Raw genomic sequence first — 15,760 nt, 5'->3', positions numbered from 1 at the left:
CATAAAATTTTAAGTGATTAAAGAAACACAAACCATAGCGGTAGACTTTGACGGTACCATTGTAGAAAATGCGTACCCTAAAATTGGCAAGCCATTATTATTTGCTTTTGACACACTTAAAAAATTACAGCAAGAAGGGAATTTATTGATTCTATGGACCTATAGATCTCAAGATAAACTAGAAGAAGCTGTAGCCTTTTGTAAAGAAAATGGACTTACCTTTTATGCGGTAAATAAAAGTTATCCTGAAGAAGTAATGAGCCCAAAAATAAGCCGTAAGATAAATGCAGATATCTTTATAGACGATAGGGATGTAAGAGGAATGTTAGGCTGGGGAGAAATCTATCAGAAACTGGGCAAAGGGCAAGAACAAACGCAAAGCCTTAAGGCAACACAGAAAAAAAAGAAAACACCAAAAAAGAAAAAATCTAAAGGTGGCTTTATGGCACGTATAGAAGAGCTTTTTAAAGAAGATTAATAGCAATGGCAATCATACAAAAAACCAGAGAAGAAATAGAATTGATGCGTGAGAGCGCTCTTGTAGTATCACGCACACTAGGGATGCTAGCTGGTGAAGTAAAGCCAGGTGTTACCACGCTCCACCTTGACAAACTAGCCGAGGATTACATAAGATCTCAAGGCGCCATACCTGGCTTTTTAGGGCTTTATGATTTCCCAAACACGCTATGTATGAGTCCTAATGAACAGGTTGTACACGGTATCCCAAATGATAAGCCACTTGTAGAAGGTGACATTATCTCTATAGATTGTGGTGCTATAAAAAACGGATTTTACGGTGATCACGCCTATACGTTTGAGGTAGGAGAAGTAAGCCCAGAAGTAAAAAAACTACTTGAGGTAACTAAGCAGTCTCTTTATGTGGGTATAGAACAACTCAAAGTAGGTAACCGCGTAGGTGATGTAGGATATGCTATTCAAAAATTTACCGAAGATCACGGTTATGGAGTTGTACGTGAGCTCGTAGGTCACGGTCTAGGTACTACAATGCACGAAGACCCAGAAATGCCTAACTATGGTAAACGTGGTCGTGGTAAAAAGTTTATAGAAGGTATGGTAGTTGCCATAGAACCTATGACTAATATGGGCACAAGAAACATAAAACAGCACAATGACGGCTGGACAATCACCACTCGTGATAATCAACCTAGTGCTCACTTTGAGCACGACGTTGCCATTGTAGATGGTAAACCTGAGCTGCTATCTACGTTTGCATACATTTACAAAGCATTAGGCATAGAGAGTGATGAGGAAACTCCTTTTCGCCAGCAAGCGCTAGTATTATAAGCTTTGAAGAAAATTTTTAAATTTTTCTTAAACGCCATTCCTCGACCTTTATTAATCAGGTTGAGTTATGTGGTGCGGCCACTACTGGCACTTACCCTTAAGGGTAATCGCTATGAAGACCCTATAGACGGTAAGACCTTTAAAAAATTCTTGCCTTATGGATATGGCACTCCTAGAGAAAATGTACTCTCACCATCTACCCTTTCGCTAGAGCGTCACAGACTTTTATGGCTGTGGCTACAGCGTGAGACAGATTTTTTTAAAGCAGAAAGAAAAGTACTTCACTTTGCTCCAGAGCAAGCTTTTTATAAACGCTTTCGCGAAAGCGCACACCTAGATTACACCACTACAGATCTTAACTCTCCACTGGCAGATGTTAAGGCAGATATTTGTGATTTACCATTTGCCGAAAATAGTTTTGACCTCATTTTTTGTAACCACGTACTTGAGCACATACCTGATGACACAAAGGCAATGCAAGAATTGTATAGAGTGTTGAGCCCTGGCGGGATGGCGATATTACAAATCCCTCAAGAATTAAACAGAGCAACCACCTTTGAAGATAACACCATCACAGACCGTGATGAGCGCGCAAAAATCTTTGGACAATACGACCACGTGCGTGTTTATGGAAGAGATTATTTTGAAAAGCTTAGAACCATAGGTTTTAAGGTAGACGAAGTAGATTATACAACTATCCTAACCCCAGAAGAGGTAGACCGTTATCGTCTTGCTCCTGGCGAGATTATACCTGTTTGCTATAAGTAATAGTTACTTCTGTATATATTGGTTAAAACCAGGAGTCATAAAAACACCTCCATCATACACGAGATAGGCTTCTATATTTTGACCTTTTAAGGCCTCTTTTGAGCGCTCAAGCCCCATTGCCATACAAGAAGTTGCCCAAGCATCTGCCGTGGCACAATCATCTGCTATAATGGTTGCACTAAGCACATCACTACGCTCTGCAGAACCCGTAAGTGGGTTTATGGTATGTACGTATTGTTTACCCGTAGCTTTGTCAACGCGATTCTTTCGGTAGTTTCCAGAGCCAGCCATTGCTTTGTCTGTAAGGCTTACGAGAACTGATGCCGTTCTGTCTGTCACTTTAGAATCTAGATTTTCTATTCCTACTGTCCAGCGTTGTTCTTTATTTAGGTTGGCCCCTGCAGCTACTATCTCTCCACCTATATCTACGAGGTAGTTATTAAACCCCTTTGAACCCATATAAGCTGCCACTCTATCTACTCCATATCCTTTTGCGACGGCATTAAAATCAAAATAAATAGTTGATGCGGCCTTATTTATCGTTCCATCTTCTTGTAATTGTACTTTACTCCAACCTACATACTGCATTAATGAGTCTAATGTAGGCTCATTTAGTGTTTCTAAGGCTTCTGTATCCCCAAAACCATAAGCATTACGCAATGTTCCTACTGTAGGATCAAAGTAGCCTGAGGTGGCTTTATTTAGCTTTCGCGAAAGCGTAAATACGTCCTTAAACATAGCATCTACAACAACCGTAGTATCACCTCTATTTATTTTTGAGATATCACTTTGCGGAATGTACGTGCTTAGTGACTGGTTTACCGCTGCTACCACAGAGTCTATACCTTTTTTAATTTGTGGAGCCGCTGCTACCTCTCCAAAGTATTTTACTCCATAACTAGTACCAAAAGCGTTGCCTGCGATTGTAATCTCGTCTGGGGTTTGTGACTGTTTGCAAGCTAGAAAACTTACAGCAATAAGAAATGATAGAAGTATGCGCATTATTGTATCTCTTGAAGTCCGTTATAAATCTCTCTGTAAGCCGAATCTTTTTCTACCGGCTTTTGATAATTGTCTCCGTGACCTAGCCCTACCCCAGCATAAAATGTACGTGCTTCAAATTTGAGTGCGTGATCACGCATTTTTATCATAAAAGCCTCATCATACACATTTGCATCTTCTGGAAATGTACGCGCTCTTACGATTACAAAATGTAATTTTTTATCCTTGAGAGCCACAAACTGCGGGTCCTTTTTAAGCTTAGAATTTACTGCCATAAACTCAAAGCCTTGACTCTTTAAATCTTCTCCTACGATGTTCATCGCAAGGTTGTGAAGCTCTTGTTCTGTAAGAAGTTCTGCCATATTACAAAGATAATTATTGCAGTTCTTACTTTACACATTTGCTCTTATTATTAAGACTATAGAGACTACTTACTTTTAAAGTTGTTTAAAAAATCGCTGCGCTTGTTACGGGATACAGGCACCTTATTATTTTCTGTAAGTTGGACGTACCCCTCATTGAGGTAAGCAATGATATGATCTAGATTGATAAGGTGCGATTTATGTACTTGATAAAACGTTGTTTTATCTAACATCTTTACAAAGTGGCCTATACTATTAGAGCTCAACATAGTTTTACCTTCTTCTAAATAGAGCTTTGTATACCCATCTACTCCTTCACACCGTATGATGGACGGTATAGGGATAAACTCTAGTCCTTTTTGAGTGGGCACTACGATCTTCTTTTTTTGAAAATTTTGAACCCCTAGATTTGCGATAAGCTGCTTGTTTTTGGCCAAAGAATCCTTATGCTCTACGTTTTGAATAGCCTTGTGGACCGCCGTGATAAGATCATCCTTATCTGCTGGTTTTACTATGTAGCCTATAGCACAATGGCGTATTGCCTCGATGGCATACTCATCATAAGCAGTTACAAAAATGATTTCAAACGCTGGATTTGGAATAGACTTGAGCATATCAAAACCTGTCATCTCCGGCATTGAGATATCTAAAAATATTACGTCGGGCTGTAACTCTTGTATTTCTGTAATGGCATTTTTGGGGCTTTGGCTCTCTCCCACAATAGTCAATTGCGGACAATACCTCTCTAGCTTAGAACGTAAGATAGCAAGCGCCTTGCGCTCATCATCTACTAGGTATGCTCGTATGTTCATCTTCTATGGGTTTAAAAATTAAAGTAGCTATCGCCCCCTCTGTATCTTCTCTATCTTCTAGTGTGTAGCTCACTTTCCAAGTATTACTGTATTCTAATAGCTTGAGACGATCTTGCAATACGCTAGACGACCTGTTATTAAGTTCTTTGCCGCTGTTATCAAATATTGCTTTAGACTTTACTAGACCTATACCATCATCTATTATAGTGACTTTAAAAGAGTCTTCACTCACGTAGCCAAAATGAATCGCAACAGTACCAGTTGTGGCTTTGTGAAAAATACCGTGATTTACAGCATTTTCAACTATAGGTTGCAACAACATTGTGGGTATAATATCTTCTTCATCAAGCTCGGCATCTTTTGTGATGCTATAGTTAAGCTTGTCCTCAAATCGTAATTGTTCAATAGAGAGGTAATTTTCTAACAAGGATATCTCTTGCGCTATGGTAATATGACGCTTTCGCGAAAGCGTAAAAAACGACCGTATTAATTTTGAAAACTTAGTCAAATAAATCTCAGACAGCTCTACCTCATTGCGCTGTATATAATACTGAATTGCATTGAGAGAATTATGCACAAAATGCGGATTCATTTGTGAGCGTAGCGCTTGGAGTTCTAGGGCGTGTTGTTGTCGCTCACTCATAATCTGATTTTCATACTTTTCTTTAACCAGTTTATTTCTCTGCTTTATAAATACTGTAAAAATAAAAATGAGCGCACCAATAATCGCCAAAATGGAGAACACTGAAATTAGTAAAACAGAATCTATCTTTTCTGAGGACATAAAAATGCTATTGAAAAAAAGCCATACAAAAGAACATTAACAACTACCAGAATAAGGTAGACCACGTTACGACTAGGTAAAAAATCTTTAGTAAGACTGAATGTTATAGGTAAATAACCTAAAGTAAAAATTAATATGCCTGTGACAATCCAAAAAGCTGGTAACCTAATAAAATCTATTAATTCATTTGATTTTATAAGAGAGATATAAAACAAAATGGAAAGTAAAAACATTATCATCGTTCCAACTGTAGACTGAATCTTTAACTCTCCAGTTATTTTCTCAAGTATCAAGCTAAAAATTAATGAAACAACATAGCATACACCCAGTAAAGCGACAAGTTTATTCTTGCTAAGAATTTTATAAAACCAACTTATAAAAAATAGATATGTAACTATATCAAATAAGGTGTACAATAGTTTATCAATACTGCTTATCCCATTGAAATGAGAGCAAACTTCAATTAAGACCACAAATAACATATAAAAGGGAAAGTAAACCAGATTTCCTAGCTTAAGCTTTTTCCAACGCCAAAAAGATATGATTGCAGATAAGAACAAGACAAGCTTTGTCACAATTAACAAAATATCACTCATCATTAATTTGCTGTTTTTAAATATACTAATTGGAACCTCCTTCAACAGGCTGAGCATCATCTGGCTCTTTACCCATAGGGTCTAACTTATCGTAATAAGCACTTGGGTATTCCAGTTTCTCATAATCTAAAATAGAAGGGAAGTCTGAGTCATTGTTACTAGGATCTGGGGTTGCGTGCATCGCTTGAAAAAAAATAGTTGATCTTGGGACATTCTTTTCATCATTCTTTGCACCAAAGTATATTACTGCTCCAGGATTTTGTTTTCCCTGTGCAATAGCTTCTTTTTTTATATTGTTCAAATATTTTTGCAAATCATCAATATCCTTAACAATGACACCTACATTATCTGGCTCTCCGTTTTGATATTGACCTTCTATACCTATGGTAATATATTTATGCTGGTTATTAAAGTAATTCTGTTGTAATTGATAAGCCTCACTTTCAGTTATTATATGTTGAGGATTTGGATCACCGCTCGGACAGTCACAACAAGAGACTGTGACAGAGCCCAGCACAGCCCACAAGGCGATTAATTTTAATTTTTTCATAATTAGAATGGTTAGTTAGTTATGTTTAAATATAGCTAAATATTACTGTTTAATATTCAAGCACGGAAATAGGCTTATTTTAAAAGTAATCCCTATCACTATAATGACCCGCTCGTCTATTCAAATAAATGACAAACAAAAGCGAGTCAAATAATTTTTCTCTTAAAAATCACAAAGATTAAAACACTCTGATGCATCAAAAGTCTCTACATCTCCAATAGTATTCTTATCACTTGTATTATATGTGCCATTAAAATCTACAAAAAGATCTGTATCCTGATTTGCATTAGGCGCAGGAGTAGTCCAACTAGTATTACCGGCATAAGAAATCCCTTGTAAACCATAAGCAAATCCTGATACTGCTCTTACCTCCATAAAGTTGCTTGTTGCCCAAAATTGAGAACCACACTCACTGTCTATATCTTCATCTACTTCTCTATTTGAAAAATCTACACCACCCGCAGCATTTTCACCGTCGGCTCCAGCATTTCCTCCTAAAAAATATTGTAGATTGAACGACCAACTCCCTCCGGATCTAGAAAAGCTCTGTGTCTTAGCATTATGAGGATCACCTCTCTCTGCAACAAGCATTTCATTGAAGGAACTTGAAAATGCAATATCTGTGATAGTGCTTTGAGAACCCACTACTCCAGAAATTTCAAGACTCGCGGCAACATTATTAAAACTGCCATCTGGATTGAGTGTGACAGAGTATATACTTCTTTCTGGATTTGGCATTATTGCTACTCTTGGAAAGTAAACTTTTGCGACTCCGCTCTCATAATTAACTCCAATTCCCCAAACTCGTTCTTCTTGATTTACAATACCTGCCGAACCTCCATCTGGAGACCAAGGGTCATAGGTCTCAATTAAATTACCTTGCATATCATATCTGTATATATTCCCATCTTCTAGGTTTGAGACAAAAAGTTGATCATTCAACTTGTCATAAGCTATGTTTCCTAAACCATTTAGAGTGCCGCCTGTATTAGGGACAGTAAAAAATGGAACTGCTGTCCAGCTTGGTCCTGTACATTTATACACTTGTCCACTTACAACATTTGAAGCCGGTGAAGGAAAAACACCTTGTTGATATATATTAGAAGATGCTAAGTAAATATTTTCATCACTATCTATAGCTATCCCAAATACCTGCCCTATATTTTCGGGTGTCCAGTTTGCTGGGTGTATAGTTTCAGATGGTGTATTTAGCCCTGGTCCCCAATCATCACCTATCGGAGCCTGAGAGTTGTAACGCGTGTCAAAAATAACACCTACAGGTTCATTAGATTCTGCGGCATAACAAGTAGCTACTGTAAAGCCTGAATTTGCTTTATTAGCTTCAAAAGGCACACAAGAGACCCCATCTACAGATTCTAATTCATACCCACACTCATCATCACTACAGCTCACTCCTAGAATGGCTAGTGACATCATTATTGTTATTTTATATATTGTTTTCATTTTATTTTTAGATTAAAAAAAGGACCGCTTTATCTAAGCTAATTATCAACACCTTATCAGATCATAGTTCAACAATGATTGTTGTGATAGAGCAGTCCCTTTGGCTAACACTTAATTTTAATTACAGATTACTTTCATCTCTGTGCGTCTGTTTATTTGGTGTTTTGTCTCACTACAAGAAACCCCATCTGCACACTCATTAAGTAATCTTGACTCACCGTATCCCTTACCTGTGATTTTGCTTCGGCTTACACCTTGCGAGACTACATAGTCTACAGCGGCATTTGCTCTGTTTTGAGATAGCGTTTGATTATAAGAGTCTGAAGCTCTAGAATCTGTATGCGAGCTTACCTCTACACGTATACCAGGATTATCTTTCATAAACTGTGCAAGCCTATTAAGCTCTGGTCGTGCATCTGGACGGATATCATATTTATCCAGATCATATAAAATATTATTAAGTGTAATGGCTTTACCACACTCTGCTTCTTCTAGACAGATCTCAAGTTTTACAAAGAGTGTTGTACTTCTGTCATACTCGGCTGGGTTTATTTTAACCGTTTGAGAAAAGTATTTATCTTTCTTACCTCTTAACTCATAAGAACCACGTTGTCCTATATGTAATATGTAGGTGCCATTCCCATCTGTGATTGTACTTTTTTGTTCTGCAGCTGTGAGGTTTTTTATAATGACATCTACACCAGGTAGTCCAGTTGCGGTATTACAGATAACGGCTTTACCCTGAAGAATAAAGTTCTCGTCTTCATAAAGAATCTCCTTTTGTAAGGTCTGTCCTTCTTTAAACTCAGAGGCACCTGCATTGTTACTAGTTAGACCCACCTCATAAAGTTGCCCATCTATAACATAATCATCTTTTGCTATGTCATTAAACACTACTATACCAAATGTATTTGTAGTTCCAGTTTGCACTATATTACCTGCACTATCACGCAAAGCAACATCAGTATCAGGTAGTACTTGTCTTGTAAACTTATCACGAGCTGTCACCGCTAGCGAGTACTTCTCACAAGTAGTACAACACTTATTATCGTGCTTAGATTTTAACTTTATAGTTAACCCTGCAAATACTCCCACAGATGATATATCGTGTTCACAAGCTTCTGCTCGCGTGTAAATATCACCGGTGAGACTGCTACCCTGCTCTGAAATAGTAGCATCATAATATCTAGCAGCCATACCACCATCAAGACTCTCTTGTACACCAAAATGTCTCATATAGTAAGCTCCTGCGTGTATGCCAAAAGTTTGATTAAAGAAATAGGTAAATCTCAGTTGGGCTTTACCCGTAAGAACACTACCCTCATCATAACCTGCGTGAAAGTTCAATCGATCATTTATAACAGTATTCTCTCTCAACTCAGTCAGTCCGCCTTTTATACTAGCAAGACCACCTCTAAGGTTTAGCTCTGCCTTGAACTTATTACTGGGCGACACATACTGAAAGTTAGGTCCTATACCATAAAAGAATCTAGTAATACCCTCCTCTCTCAAAGAGAAATCTGTGAGTGTTGTTCCTGAGATATCTATAAGATTATCTATAGGAAACGTGCTCTCTGGACTGTTTTTAATGTAATCAAGATCTAGCCCTATACCAAACCATCTCCAGTAATAGTCTACAGAGAGACCCAGTTCAATACCTCCTTGATAATCTATAAAAGGAGTATCATTATCATATGTAGGAAAATCATATCCTACTCGGGGACTCAACTGCCAGTAATTGTGGTCAGGATGTGTCTGCGCTACACTCCCCCAAGTGCAAGCGAATACTACGAGTAGTACGACGGTTTTCATAAATGCTTTCATAATTAAAAGTTGTTGTTAATAATGATGCAAATATGAACCAGTTACATAAGGTGTAAAATAGCCACTACACGAACGGTAGTTTTGAGTACAGCAACGGTGATTACAAAATGATAATAGATATGTACGCTTTCGCGAAAGTGTATAAAAAAAACCCGATACATTGCTGTATCGGGTTTTTAGGTTTTCGCGAAAGCGAAATTATATACTATCCTCCAAAGTCATCAAAACGGATGTTCTCATCTGGAATTCCATAATCTTCTCCCATTTTCTGAACAGCGTTGTTCATAAGTGGAGGACCACAGAAATAAAGTTCGATATCTTCTGGCGACTCGTGCTTACTTAAGTACTGGTCGATTACTACCTGGTGAATGAAACCTACAAAACCGTCTCCTTCTCCATCTGTAGAGTCTTTTACTTTCCAGTTATCTTCTTCCATAGGCTCAGAAAGCGCTAAGTAGAATTTAAAGTTAGGGAATTCTCTCTCTAACTCACGGAAGTGCTCTAAGTAGAATAACTCACGCTTAGAACGTCCTCCATACCAGTAAGTAACCGTACGTCCCGTCTTTAGGGTTTTGAAAAGGTGATACAGATGTGAACGCATAGGTGCCATTCCTGCTCCTCCTCCTACGTAAAGCATTTCTGCTTCAGATTCGTTTATGAAGAATTCTCCATAAGGCCCAGAGATTACTACTTTATCACCTGGCTTTTGTGCAAATATGTATGATGACGCAACCCCAGGGTTAACATCCATCCATTGGTTTTTAGCACGATCCCACGGCGGCGTAGCAATACGCACGTTAAGCATAATCTCGCGTCCCTCTGCCGGGAAAGAAGCCATAGAGTATGCACGCTCTACAGTCTCATTATTTTTCATTGTAAGTGGCCATAGACCAAACTTATCCCACTCTGCTTGAAACTTATCTGGTGTTTCGTGCTCTTCTGGGTGAGCCGTGATATCTATATCCTTATAGTTAATTGTACACTCAGGGATTTCAATCTGGATATATCCTCCAGCTTTATAACCCATATCTTCTGGTATCTCAACTACAAATTCTTTAATGAATGATGCTACGTTATAGTTACGCACAACTGTTGCATCCCATTTCTTAATTCCAAAAACTTCTTCTGGAATCGTGATGTTCATATTTTGCTTCACCTTTACTTGACAAGCAAGACGTGCTCCGTGAGCAAGCTCCTTACGAGAGAAGTGTGGTGTTTCTGTAGGTAATGCTTCTCCACCTCCTTCAAGAACGTGACACTCACATTGTATACAAGTACCTCCACCTCCACAAGCAGATGGTAAGAATATTTTATTGTTTCCAAGAGTTGATAAGAGCGTACCTCCAGAGGCAACTTCAACTTCTTTTTCACCATTTATAGTAATTGTTACAGGTCCTGATGGAGATAACTTTTGCTTAGTAAAAAGCAATAAGCCCACAAGGATTAACGTAAGCACTAAAAAGGCAGCGATTGTGGCGATAACAACGCCAGACATTGATGCAGCTAGTAACATAATTAGTTTTCTTTTTCGTTAGCAATTTCAACCTCGATCATAGCTACGGGTTGCGTATTTTCTTCTTGTAACTCTATTTGAGCAGCTTCGGTAGCTGGTGCAGCTTCTTCTTCGTCACCACCTGTAAGCATTCCTCCAAAACTCATAAAACCTATTGCCATAAGACCTGTAATGATAAAAGTAATACCAAGACCTCTTAATGGAGCAGGAACATTTGAGTAACGTATTTTCTCACGTATCGCTGCAATTGCAAGAATTGCAAGGAACCACCCTATACCTGAAGATATACCGTAGTTAAAGGCAAGACCTAACGTTTGGATATCTCTAGATTGCATAAATAATGACCCTCCTAAGATGGCACAGTTTACTGCAATAAGTGGTAAGAAAATACCAAGTGAGTTATATAATGACGGAGAGAACTTCTCTACTACAATCTCTACCAGTTGTACCATTGTTGCAATAGTTGCGATAAATAGTATGAATGATAGGAAACTTAAGTCATAATCTGCATACTCTGGTCCTAACCACGCTAGTGCGCCATCACGAAGAATATACTGGTCAAGTAGCCAGTTTATAGGCACTGTTACTGCTAGTACAAATATGACAGCAGCACCAAGACCAACAGCGGTTGACACTTTTTTAGACACGGCTAGGTAAGAACACATTCCTAAGAAGGTGGCAAATACCATATTGTCTATGAAAATCGATTTGAAAAATAATTCAATATGCTCTAACATATCTTTGATTTTATAGGTTTACGCTTTCGCGAAAGCGTGATAATTCATTTTCTAGTTCTCTTCTACGAGTGCAGGGTTCTTACTACGCTGTACCCAGATAATGAGTCCAACTACGATAAGTGCCATAGGCGATAGTAACATAAAACCGTTATTCTCGTAGCCTATGCTGTATAATCCTGTTTTTTCTATAGGATCTCCTAGTACCTTAATACCTAGAAGCGTTCCTGAACCTAATAGCTCTCTAAAGAAACCTACTATAATTAAGATCACACCATAACCAAGTGCGTTACCTATCCCGTCTAAAAATGATCTATATGGACCGTTACCTAAAGCAAATGCTTCAAAACGTCCCATAATGATACAGTTTGTAATGATAAGACCTACAAAGACTGAAAGTTCTTTACTCAGCTCATAAGCAAATGCCTTGAGCGTCTGGTCTACTACAATTACAAGTGTTGCCACAACGATAAGTTGTACAATAATTCTAATTTTTGATGGTATGATGTTACGCATAAGCGATATCACTACGTTACCAATACCTAGTACAAATAGTACAGATACTGCCATTACGATAGACGCTTTAAGCTGAGCAGTAATTGCTAGTGCCGAACAGATACCTAATACTTGAATAGTAATTGGGTTATCATCTGCTAATGGATCAAGAATGAGTCGTTGATCTTTTTTTGATAGTATCGCCATTATGCTTTGGTTTTAAAATCTTTAATTACTGGAACGTAGCTCTTAAGTGTGCTTTTAATCATTGCACTCACACCATCACCAGTGATCGTTGCACCTGCTAGAGCATCTACTTTATTATCATCCTTACGTTCATTTTTTGGATCATTGTTACCTTTTGCAACTGTGATACCTGAGTACTGAGTTTTTGACATAATCTGCTCACCAGTAAAGTCGTCCATAAAGTAACGCTCTTTAATGTTTGCACCTAGACCAGGAGTCTCTCCTTTGTGATCAAAAAATACACCTTGTACAACTAGATCTTTATCTAGCGCTACATATCCCCAGATAGCATCCCAAAGTCCTTTACCATACATAGGCACAACAAAAAATTGTTTACCATCACGCTCTCCTACAAAAAGAGGCATCTTGCGCTCATTTTTAGGCAACTTGCTTTGCTTCTTCATATCTACAGTAAATGCCTCATCACTTTGAGTCACTTTACCATTCTGGATGATGTAAGCTTCTTTAATGTACTTATCGTACTCTGCTTCTACCTTATCTGTAGGGATGAAGTTTACACCTCCATCACCTGCTACATTCTCATTTACGCCCATTGCATAAAGAATGTTCTGCTGCTTTTCAAAGCGCTCATTTTCTTTAATAGCAGGCTTAAGACCTTGTGCTAGTCCTGCTAGAACTCCTCCTACTACGACTACCATAATAGTCGCAAAGAGAATTGTATATCCGTTTCCGTCTGTCTTTGCCATCGTTATGCTGTTTTAAGTTTAAGACGCTTCATTCTTCTCTTCACATTCCCTTGTACCACGTAGTGATCAATTGTAGGAGCAAATACGTTCATTAATAAGATCGCGAGGAATACTCCTTCTGGGTATGCCGGGTTAAATACGCGTATCATAATAGATATAAAACCTATTAAGAAACCGTAAATGTATTTCCCTTTATTAGTTTGTGATGCAGTTACTGGGTCTGTTGCCATATATACTGCGCCAAATAAAATACTACCTATGATAAGGTGTTGCCAGAAAGGAACACTCATTAAGCCATAAAACTTACTAGTATCATCTATCCATCCTGCATCTACAACTCCATTAAAGATAAGTCCCATTGCTAGTGCTCCTACTATAGTAGAAAGTATGATTCTCCAGCTACCTATCTTTGTAAAGATTAAGAATAAGGCTCCTACTATAATGAGTATTTTAGAAGTCTCCCCTACAGATCCAGGAATAAATCCTAAGAACATATCTGTGTAGTCATAATTAATCGTTGCTGCATTTTGAGCATAACTACCTAAGATAGTTTCTCCAGATATTGCATCTGGTGTTCCTGCTCTCTCTACTGCTTGGTGTACCCACACCTTATCTCCAGACATCCACGTTGGGTATGCAAAGAATAAGAAAGCACGTATAGTAAGCGCTGGGTTTAATATATTCATCCCTGTACCTCCAAAAACTTCTTTACCTATTACTACACCAAAAACAACCGCTACTGCAAGCATCCATAACGGAATATCTACAGGTACAATAAGTGGCACAAGCATTCCAGTTACTAAGTAACCTTCCTCTACCTCGTGTCCTTTTATAACAGCAAAAATAAATTCTACAAGTAATCCTACACCGTAAGAAACAATTACTAATGGAAGTACTGTCCAAGCTCCTATAGAGAAGTTGTCTAGATTCCAGAAGTTAGTACTAAAGAACCCTTGAGCTGCTTCAATCTCTCCTGTTGCAAGGTAATGCTGGTAACCAGCATTAAAAATACCAAACAGTAAACAAGGAATCAATGCTATGATTACCGTGTTCATTGTACGTTTTAAATCATCTACCGCTCTTATGTGACCACCACTGTGTGTAGTCTCGTTAGGAGCGTATAAAAAAGTGTGAAGCGCGTTGAAAGCCGGAGCCATCTTCTTCCCTTCATACTTCATTTTAAGCTTATGTAAACTTTCTTTCATTCCCATAACTTATCCTATTTCTTTATACATAACATCTAATCCCTTACGAATGATCTCTTGGTGTGGCTGCTTAGACACACACATAAACTCTGTAAGTGCAAAATCTTCTGGGGCCACCTCATACATTCCTAAAGCCTCCATCTCGTCTAGATCTTCTACCATACAAGCCTTAAGAATTTGCATAGGGTAAATATCTAGAGGAAAAACCTCTTCATAATTTCCAGTTACTACAAATGCACGGTGCTCACCGTTTGTATTTGTATCTAGATCATATTTCTTTTTAGGCTGTAACCAAGAAAAAGTAAGCGCTCTAGATGGAGAGATTTTATCAAAAACAGGCTTATTCCACCCGAAGAATTCATAATCATCACCCTCTGGTATTACTACAAACTCTGTTGCATAAAAACCAAGAGCTCCGTCTGGCTTAACTTTAGTACCTGTTAATACATTACCAGAGATGAAGCGATTATTATCACCATCTACTCCAGCATCATATGCAAATGTAGAAACCTCTGCACCTATGATTGTACGGTAATACTTAGGCGCTTTTATAGAAGACCCAGAAACCGATATCACACGTTGTGCGTTAAACTTGCCTGTAAGTAACAACTCTCCTATTACAACAAGATCTTGTGCTGCAACCGTCCAGGCTGTCTCACCTTTGTTAATAGGACTTGTTTTATTTATTAAGGTTCCTACATTACCAGCTGGGTGTGGTCCTTTTACTGTATATGTTGTAACACCTGTAAGGCTTGCAAATACAGATGCACTAGAACCTATAGAAACGTGTACACCACCATCTGTAAGTTTTCCTAATGCTGTAACTGCTGCCTGCAGCTCTGCTTCTTTACCTGCCAGTACAAAATCAAGATCTGCAGCAAGCGGTCCAGTGTTTACACCAGATATAAAAATTGCTTTTGGAGATACTGTTGGGTTTGCAACCACATCATAAGGACGTTGTTTTATAAACGGCCACACACCACCTTCAAGCAATCTTGCTTTTACAGTAGCAGCATCTGCAGTTGGACTCAACGCTCCAAAATCACGAGTAGCACCAGCATAATCTGCTTCAATCACAATATCAGTAATCACACGGCGAGCGCCACGCTTGATTTCTGTAATTGTTCCAGCAACTGGAGATACAAACTTGATTTCTTCTTGAGACTTTGAGTAGAAAATCTCATCTCCAGCCTTAAGGCTAGCTCCTTCTTTAAGGACCATTTTAGGAGTCACGAGATGAAAATCTGAAGGCCTAATAGTAATGGTACGCGATCTAGGCCCTTCAGAAATTGTCTTTTCTGCTTCGCCTACTAATCGGATATCAAGACCTTTTTTGATTCTGATGTCTTTTGACATATGTCAGTAGATTTATGTTATCTAAAATCCTCTAAAA

The 15,760-nt window shown here is 38.4% G+C and carries 17 protein-coding genes; 3 read left to right on the top strand and 14 right to left on the bottom strand.

The genetic code is table 11. The annotated features are described in order from the left end of the window. Window positions 1-16: 16 nt before the first annotated feature. From ACJJVM_RS10080 to ACJJVM_RS10070, 3 genes are read left to right on the top strand one after another with little or no spacing between them, the layout of a single operon-like run. Window positions 17-478, top strand: a complete 462-nt coding sequence (locus ACJJVM_RS10080; protein ID WP_035328802.1) for a BT0820 family HAD-type phosphatase — start codon at window positions 17-19, stop codon at window positions 476-478. Between the two features lie 5 nt (window positions 479-483). Continuing rightward, entirely contained in the window at window positions 484-1,305 is an 822-nt protein-coding gene (gene map, locus ACJJVM_RS10075; RefSeq protein WP_405211592.1) for a type I methionyl aminopeptidase, read from the top strand. Window positions 1,306-1,308: 3 nt separating this feature from the next. Beyond that, window positions 1,309-2,073: a class I SAM-dependent methyltransferase gene (locus tag ACJJVM_RS10070; protein WP_298353714.1), complete on the top strand. Its 765-nt coding sequence runs from the start codon at window positions 1,309-1,311 to the stop codon at window positions 2,071-2,073. A gap of 3 nt (window positions 2,074-2,076) precedes the next feature. On the opposite strand, the gene ACJJVM_RS10065 is transcribed toward ACJJVM_RS10070, so the two are convergent. The 14 genes from ACJJVM_RS10065 to ACJJVM_RS10000 form a co-directional block, all read right to left on the bottom strand. Further along, window positions 2,077-3,075, bottom strand: coding sequence for an FAD:protein FMN transferase (locus tag ACJJVM_RS10065; RefSeq protein WP_405211591.1), 999 nt, complete (start codon window positions 3,073-3,075; stop codon window positions 2,077-2,079). Continuing rightward, window positions 3,075-3,437 carry a hypothetical protein gene (locus ACJJVM_RS10060; protein WP_035328806.1) on the bottom strand — a complete coding sequence of 121 codons (363 nt, stop codon included), beginning with the start codon at window positions 3,435-3,437 and terminating at the stop codon, window positions 3,075-3,077. Before ACJJVM_RS10060 ends, ACJJVM_RS10065 begins: the two co-directional genes overlap by 1 nt. 65 nt (window positions 3,438-3,502) lie before the next feature. Continuing rightward, window positions 3,503-4,249 (bottom strand): LytTR family DNA-binding domain-containing protein, encoded by a 747-nt coding sequence (locus tag ACJJVM_RS10055; RefSeq protein ID WP_298353723.1) that lies wholly within the window; start codon window positions 4,247-4,249, stop codon window positions 3,503-3,505. Next, the gene (locus ACJJVM_RS10050; RefSeq protein WP_405211590.1) at window positions 4,221-4,892 is read right to left on the bottom strand and encodes a sensor histidine kinase; all 672 of its coding nucleotides are present in this window, start codon (window positions 4,890-4,892) and stop codon (window positions 4,221-4,223) included. The genes ACJJVM_RS10055 and ACJJVM_RS10050 overlap by 29 nt, the downstream gene beginning before the upstream one ends. A 122-nt stretch (window positions 4,893-5,014) precedes the next feature. Next, the gene (locus ACJJVM_RS10045; protein WP_405211589.1) at window positions 5,015-5,632 is read right to left on the bottom strand and encodes a hypothetical protein; all 618 of its coding nucleotides are present in this window, start codon (window positions 5,630-5,632) and stop codon (window positions 5,015-5,017) included. 22 nt (window positions 5,633-5,654) lie between these two features. Next, window positions 5,655-6,179 carry a hypothetical protein gene (locus tag ACJJVM_RS10040; protein WP_405211588.1) on the bottom strand — a complete coding sequence of 175 codons (525 nt, stop codon included), beginning with the start codon at window positions 6,177-6,179 and terminating at the stop codon, window positions 5,655-5,657. A gap of 162 nt (window positions 6,180-6,341) precedes the next feature. Continuing rightward, window positions 6,342-7,643, bottom strand: a complete 1,302-nt coding sequence (locus tag ACJJVM_RS10035) for a hypothetical protein (protein WP_405211587.1) — start codon at window positions 7,641-7,643, stop codon at window positions 6,342-6,344. A 117-nt stretch (window positions 7,644-7,760) separates the two neighbouring features. Beyond that, window positions 7,761-9,467, bottom strand: coding sequence for an OmpA family protein (locus ACJJVM_RS10030; RefSeq protein ID WP_405211586.1), 1,707 nt, complete (start codon window positions 9,465-9,467; stop codon window positions 7,761-7,763). 205 nt (window positions 9,468-9,672) lie between these two features. Then, complete coding sequence (gene nqrF / locus ACJJVM_RS10025; protein ID WP_298353736.1) at window positions 9,673-10,980, bottom strand: NADH:ubiquinone reductase (Na(+)-transporting) subunit F; 1,308 nt, start codon at window positions 10,978-10,980, stop codon at window positions 9,673-9,675. A gap of 2 nt (window positions 10,981-10,982) precedes the next feature. Next, window positions 10,983-11,717 (bottom strand): NADH:ubiquinone reductase (Na(+)-transporting) subunit E, encoded by a 735-nt coding sequence (gene nqrE, locus ACJJVM_RS10020; protein WP_035334627.1) that lies wholly within the window; start codon window positions 11,715-11,717, stop codon window positions 10,983-10,985. A 51-nt stretch (window positions 11,718-11,768) separates the two neighbouring features. Continuing rightward, entirely contained in the window at window positions 11,769-12,416 is a 648-nt protein-coding gene (locus ACJJVM_RS10015; RefSeq protein WP_021778072.1) for an NADH:ubiquinone reductase (Na(+)-transporting) subunit D, read from the bottom strand. Beyond that, the gene (locus tag ACJJVM_RS10010; RefSeq protein WP_298353740.1) at window positions 12,416-13,162 is read right to left on the bottom strand and encodes a Na(+)-translocating NADH-quinone reductase subunit C; all 747 of its coding nucleotides are present in this window, start codon (window positions 13,160-13,162) and stop codon (window positions 12,416-12,418) included. The genes ACJJVM_RS10015 and ACJJVM_RS10010 overlap by 1 nt, the downstream gene beginning before the upstream one ends. Window positions 13,163-13,164: 2 nt before the next feature. Beyond that, window positions 13,165-14,373 carry an NADH:ubiquinone reductase (Na(+)-transporting) subunit B gene (locus ACJJVM_RS10005; RefSeq protein WP_405211585.1) on the bottom strand — a complete coding sequence of 403 codons (1,209 nt, stop codon included), beginning with the start codon at window positions 14,371-14,373 and terminating at the stop codon, window positions 13,165-13,167. 3 nt (window positions 14,374-14,376) lie between these two features. After that, a complete protein-coding gene (locus tag ACJJVM_RS10000) occupies window positions 14,377-15,723 on the bottom strand; it encodes a Na(+)-translocating NADH-quinone reductase subunit A (protein WP_405211584.1) in 1,347 nt (448 codons plus the stop codon). Between the last annotated feature and the right edge of the window lie 37 nt (window positions 15,724-15,760).

The organism is Dokdonia sp. Asnod2-E02, assembly GCF_045063915.1.
Lineage (GTDB): Bacteria > Bacteroidota > Bacteroidia > Flavobacteriales > Flavobacteriaceae > Dokdonia.
This window is presented reverse-complemented; position numbering and strand designations above follow the sequence as displayed.

Coding starts and splice junctions, on each gene's coding strand:
- map (WP_405211592.1), top strand. CDS start 484: ATGGCAATCATACAAAAAACCAGAGAAGAAATAGAATTGATGCGTGAG.
- ACJJVM_RS10065 (WP_405211591.1), bottom strand. CDS start 3,075: ATGCGCATACTTCTATCATTTCTTATTGCTGTAAGTTTTCTAGCTTGC.
- ACJJVM_RS10060 (WP_035328806.1), bottom strand. CDS start 3,437: ATGGCAGAACTTCTTACAGAACAAGAGCTTCACAACCTTGCGATGAAC.
- ACJJVM_RS10055 (WP_298353723.1), bottom strand. CDS start 4,249: ATGAACATACGAGCATACCTAGTAGATGATGAGCGCAAGGCGCTTGCT.
- ACJJVM_RS10050 (WP_405211590.1), bottom strand. CDS start 4,892: ATGAGTGAGCGACAACAACACGCCCTAGAACTCCAAGCGCTACGCTCA.
- ACJJVM_RS10045 (WP_405211589.1), bottom strand. CDS start 5,632: ATGATGAGTGATATTTTGTTAATTGTGACAAAGCTTGTCTTGTTCTTA.
- ACJJVM_RS10040 (WP_405211588.1), bottom strand. CDS start 6,179: ATGAAAAAATTAAAATTAATCGCCTTGTGGGCTGTGCTGGGCTCTGTC.
- ACJJVM_RS10035 (WP_405211587.1), bottom strand. CDS start 7,643: ATGAAAACAATATATAAAATAACAATAATGATGTCACTAGCCATTCTA.
- ACJJVM_RS10030 (WP_405211586.1), bottom strand. CDS start 9,467: ATGAAAGCATTTATGAAAACCGTCGTACTACTCGTAGTATTCGCTTGC.
- nqrF (WP_298353736.1), bottom strand. CDS start 10,980: ATGTTACTAGCTGCATCAATGTCTGGCGTTGTTATCGCCACAATCGCT.
- nqrE (WP_035334627.1), bottom strand. CDS start 11,717: ATGTTAGAGCATATTGAATTATTTTTCAAATCGATTTTCATAGACAAT.
- ACJJVM_RS10015 (WP_021778072.1), bottom strand. CDS start 12,416: ATGGCGATACTATCAAAAAAAGATCAACGACTCATTCTTGATCCATTA.
- ACJJVM_RS10010 (WP_298353740.1), bottom strand. CDS start 13,162: ATGGCAAAGACAGACGGAAACGGATATACAATTCTCTTTGCGACTATT.
- ACJJVM_RS10005 (WP_405211585.1), bottom strand. CDS start 14,373: ATGGGAATGAAAGAAAGTTTACATAAGCTTAAAATGAAGTATGAAGGG.
- ACJJVM_RS10000 (WP_405211584.1), bottom strand. CDS start 15,723: ATGTCAAAAGACATCAGAATCAAAAAAGGTCTTGATATCCGATTAGTA.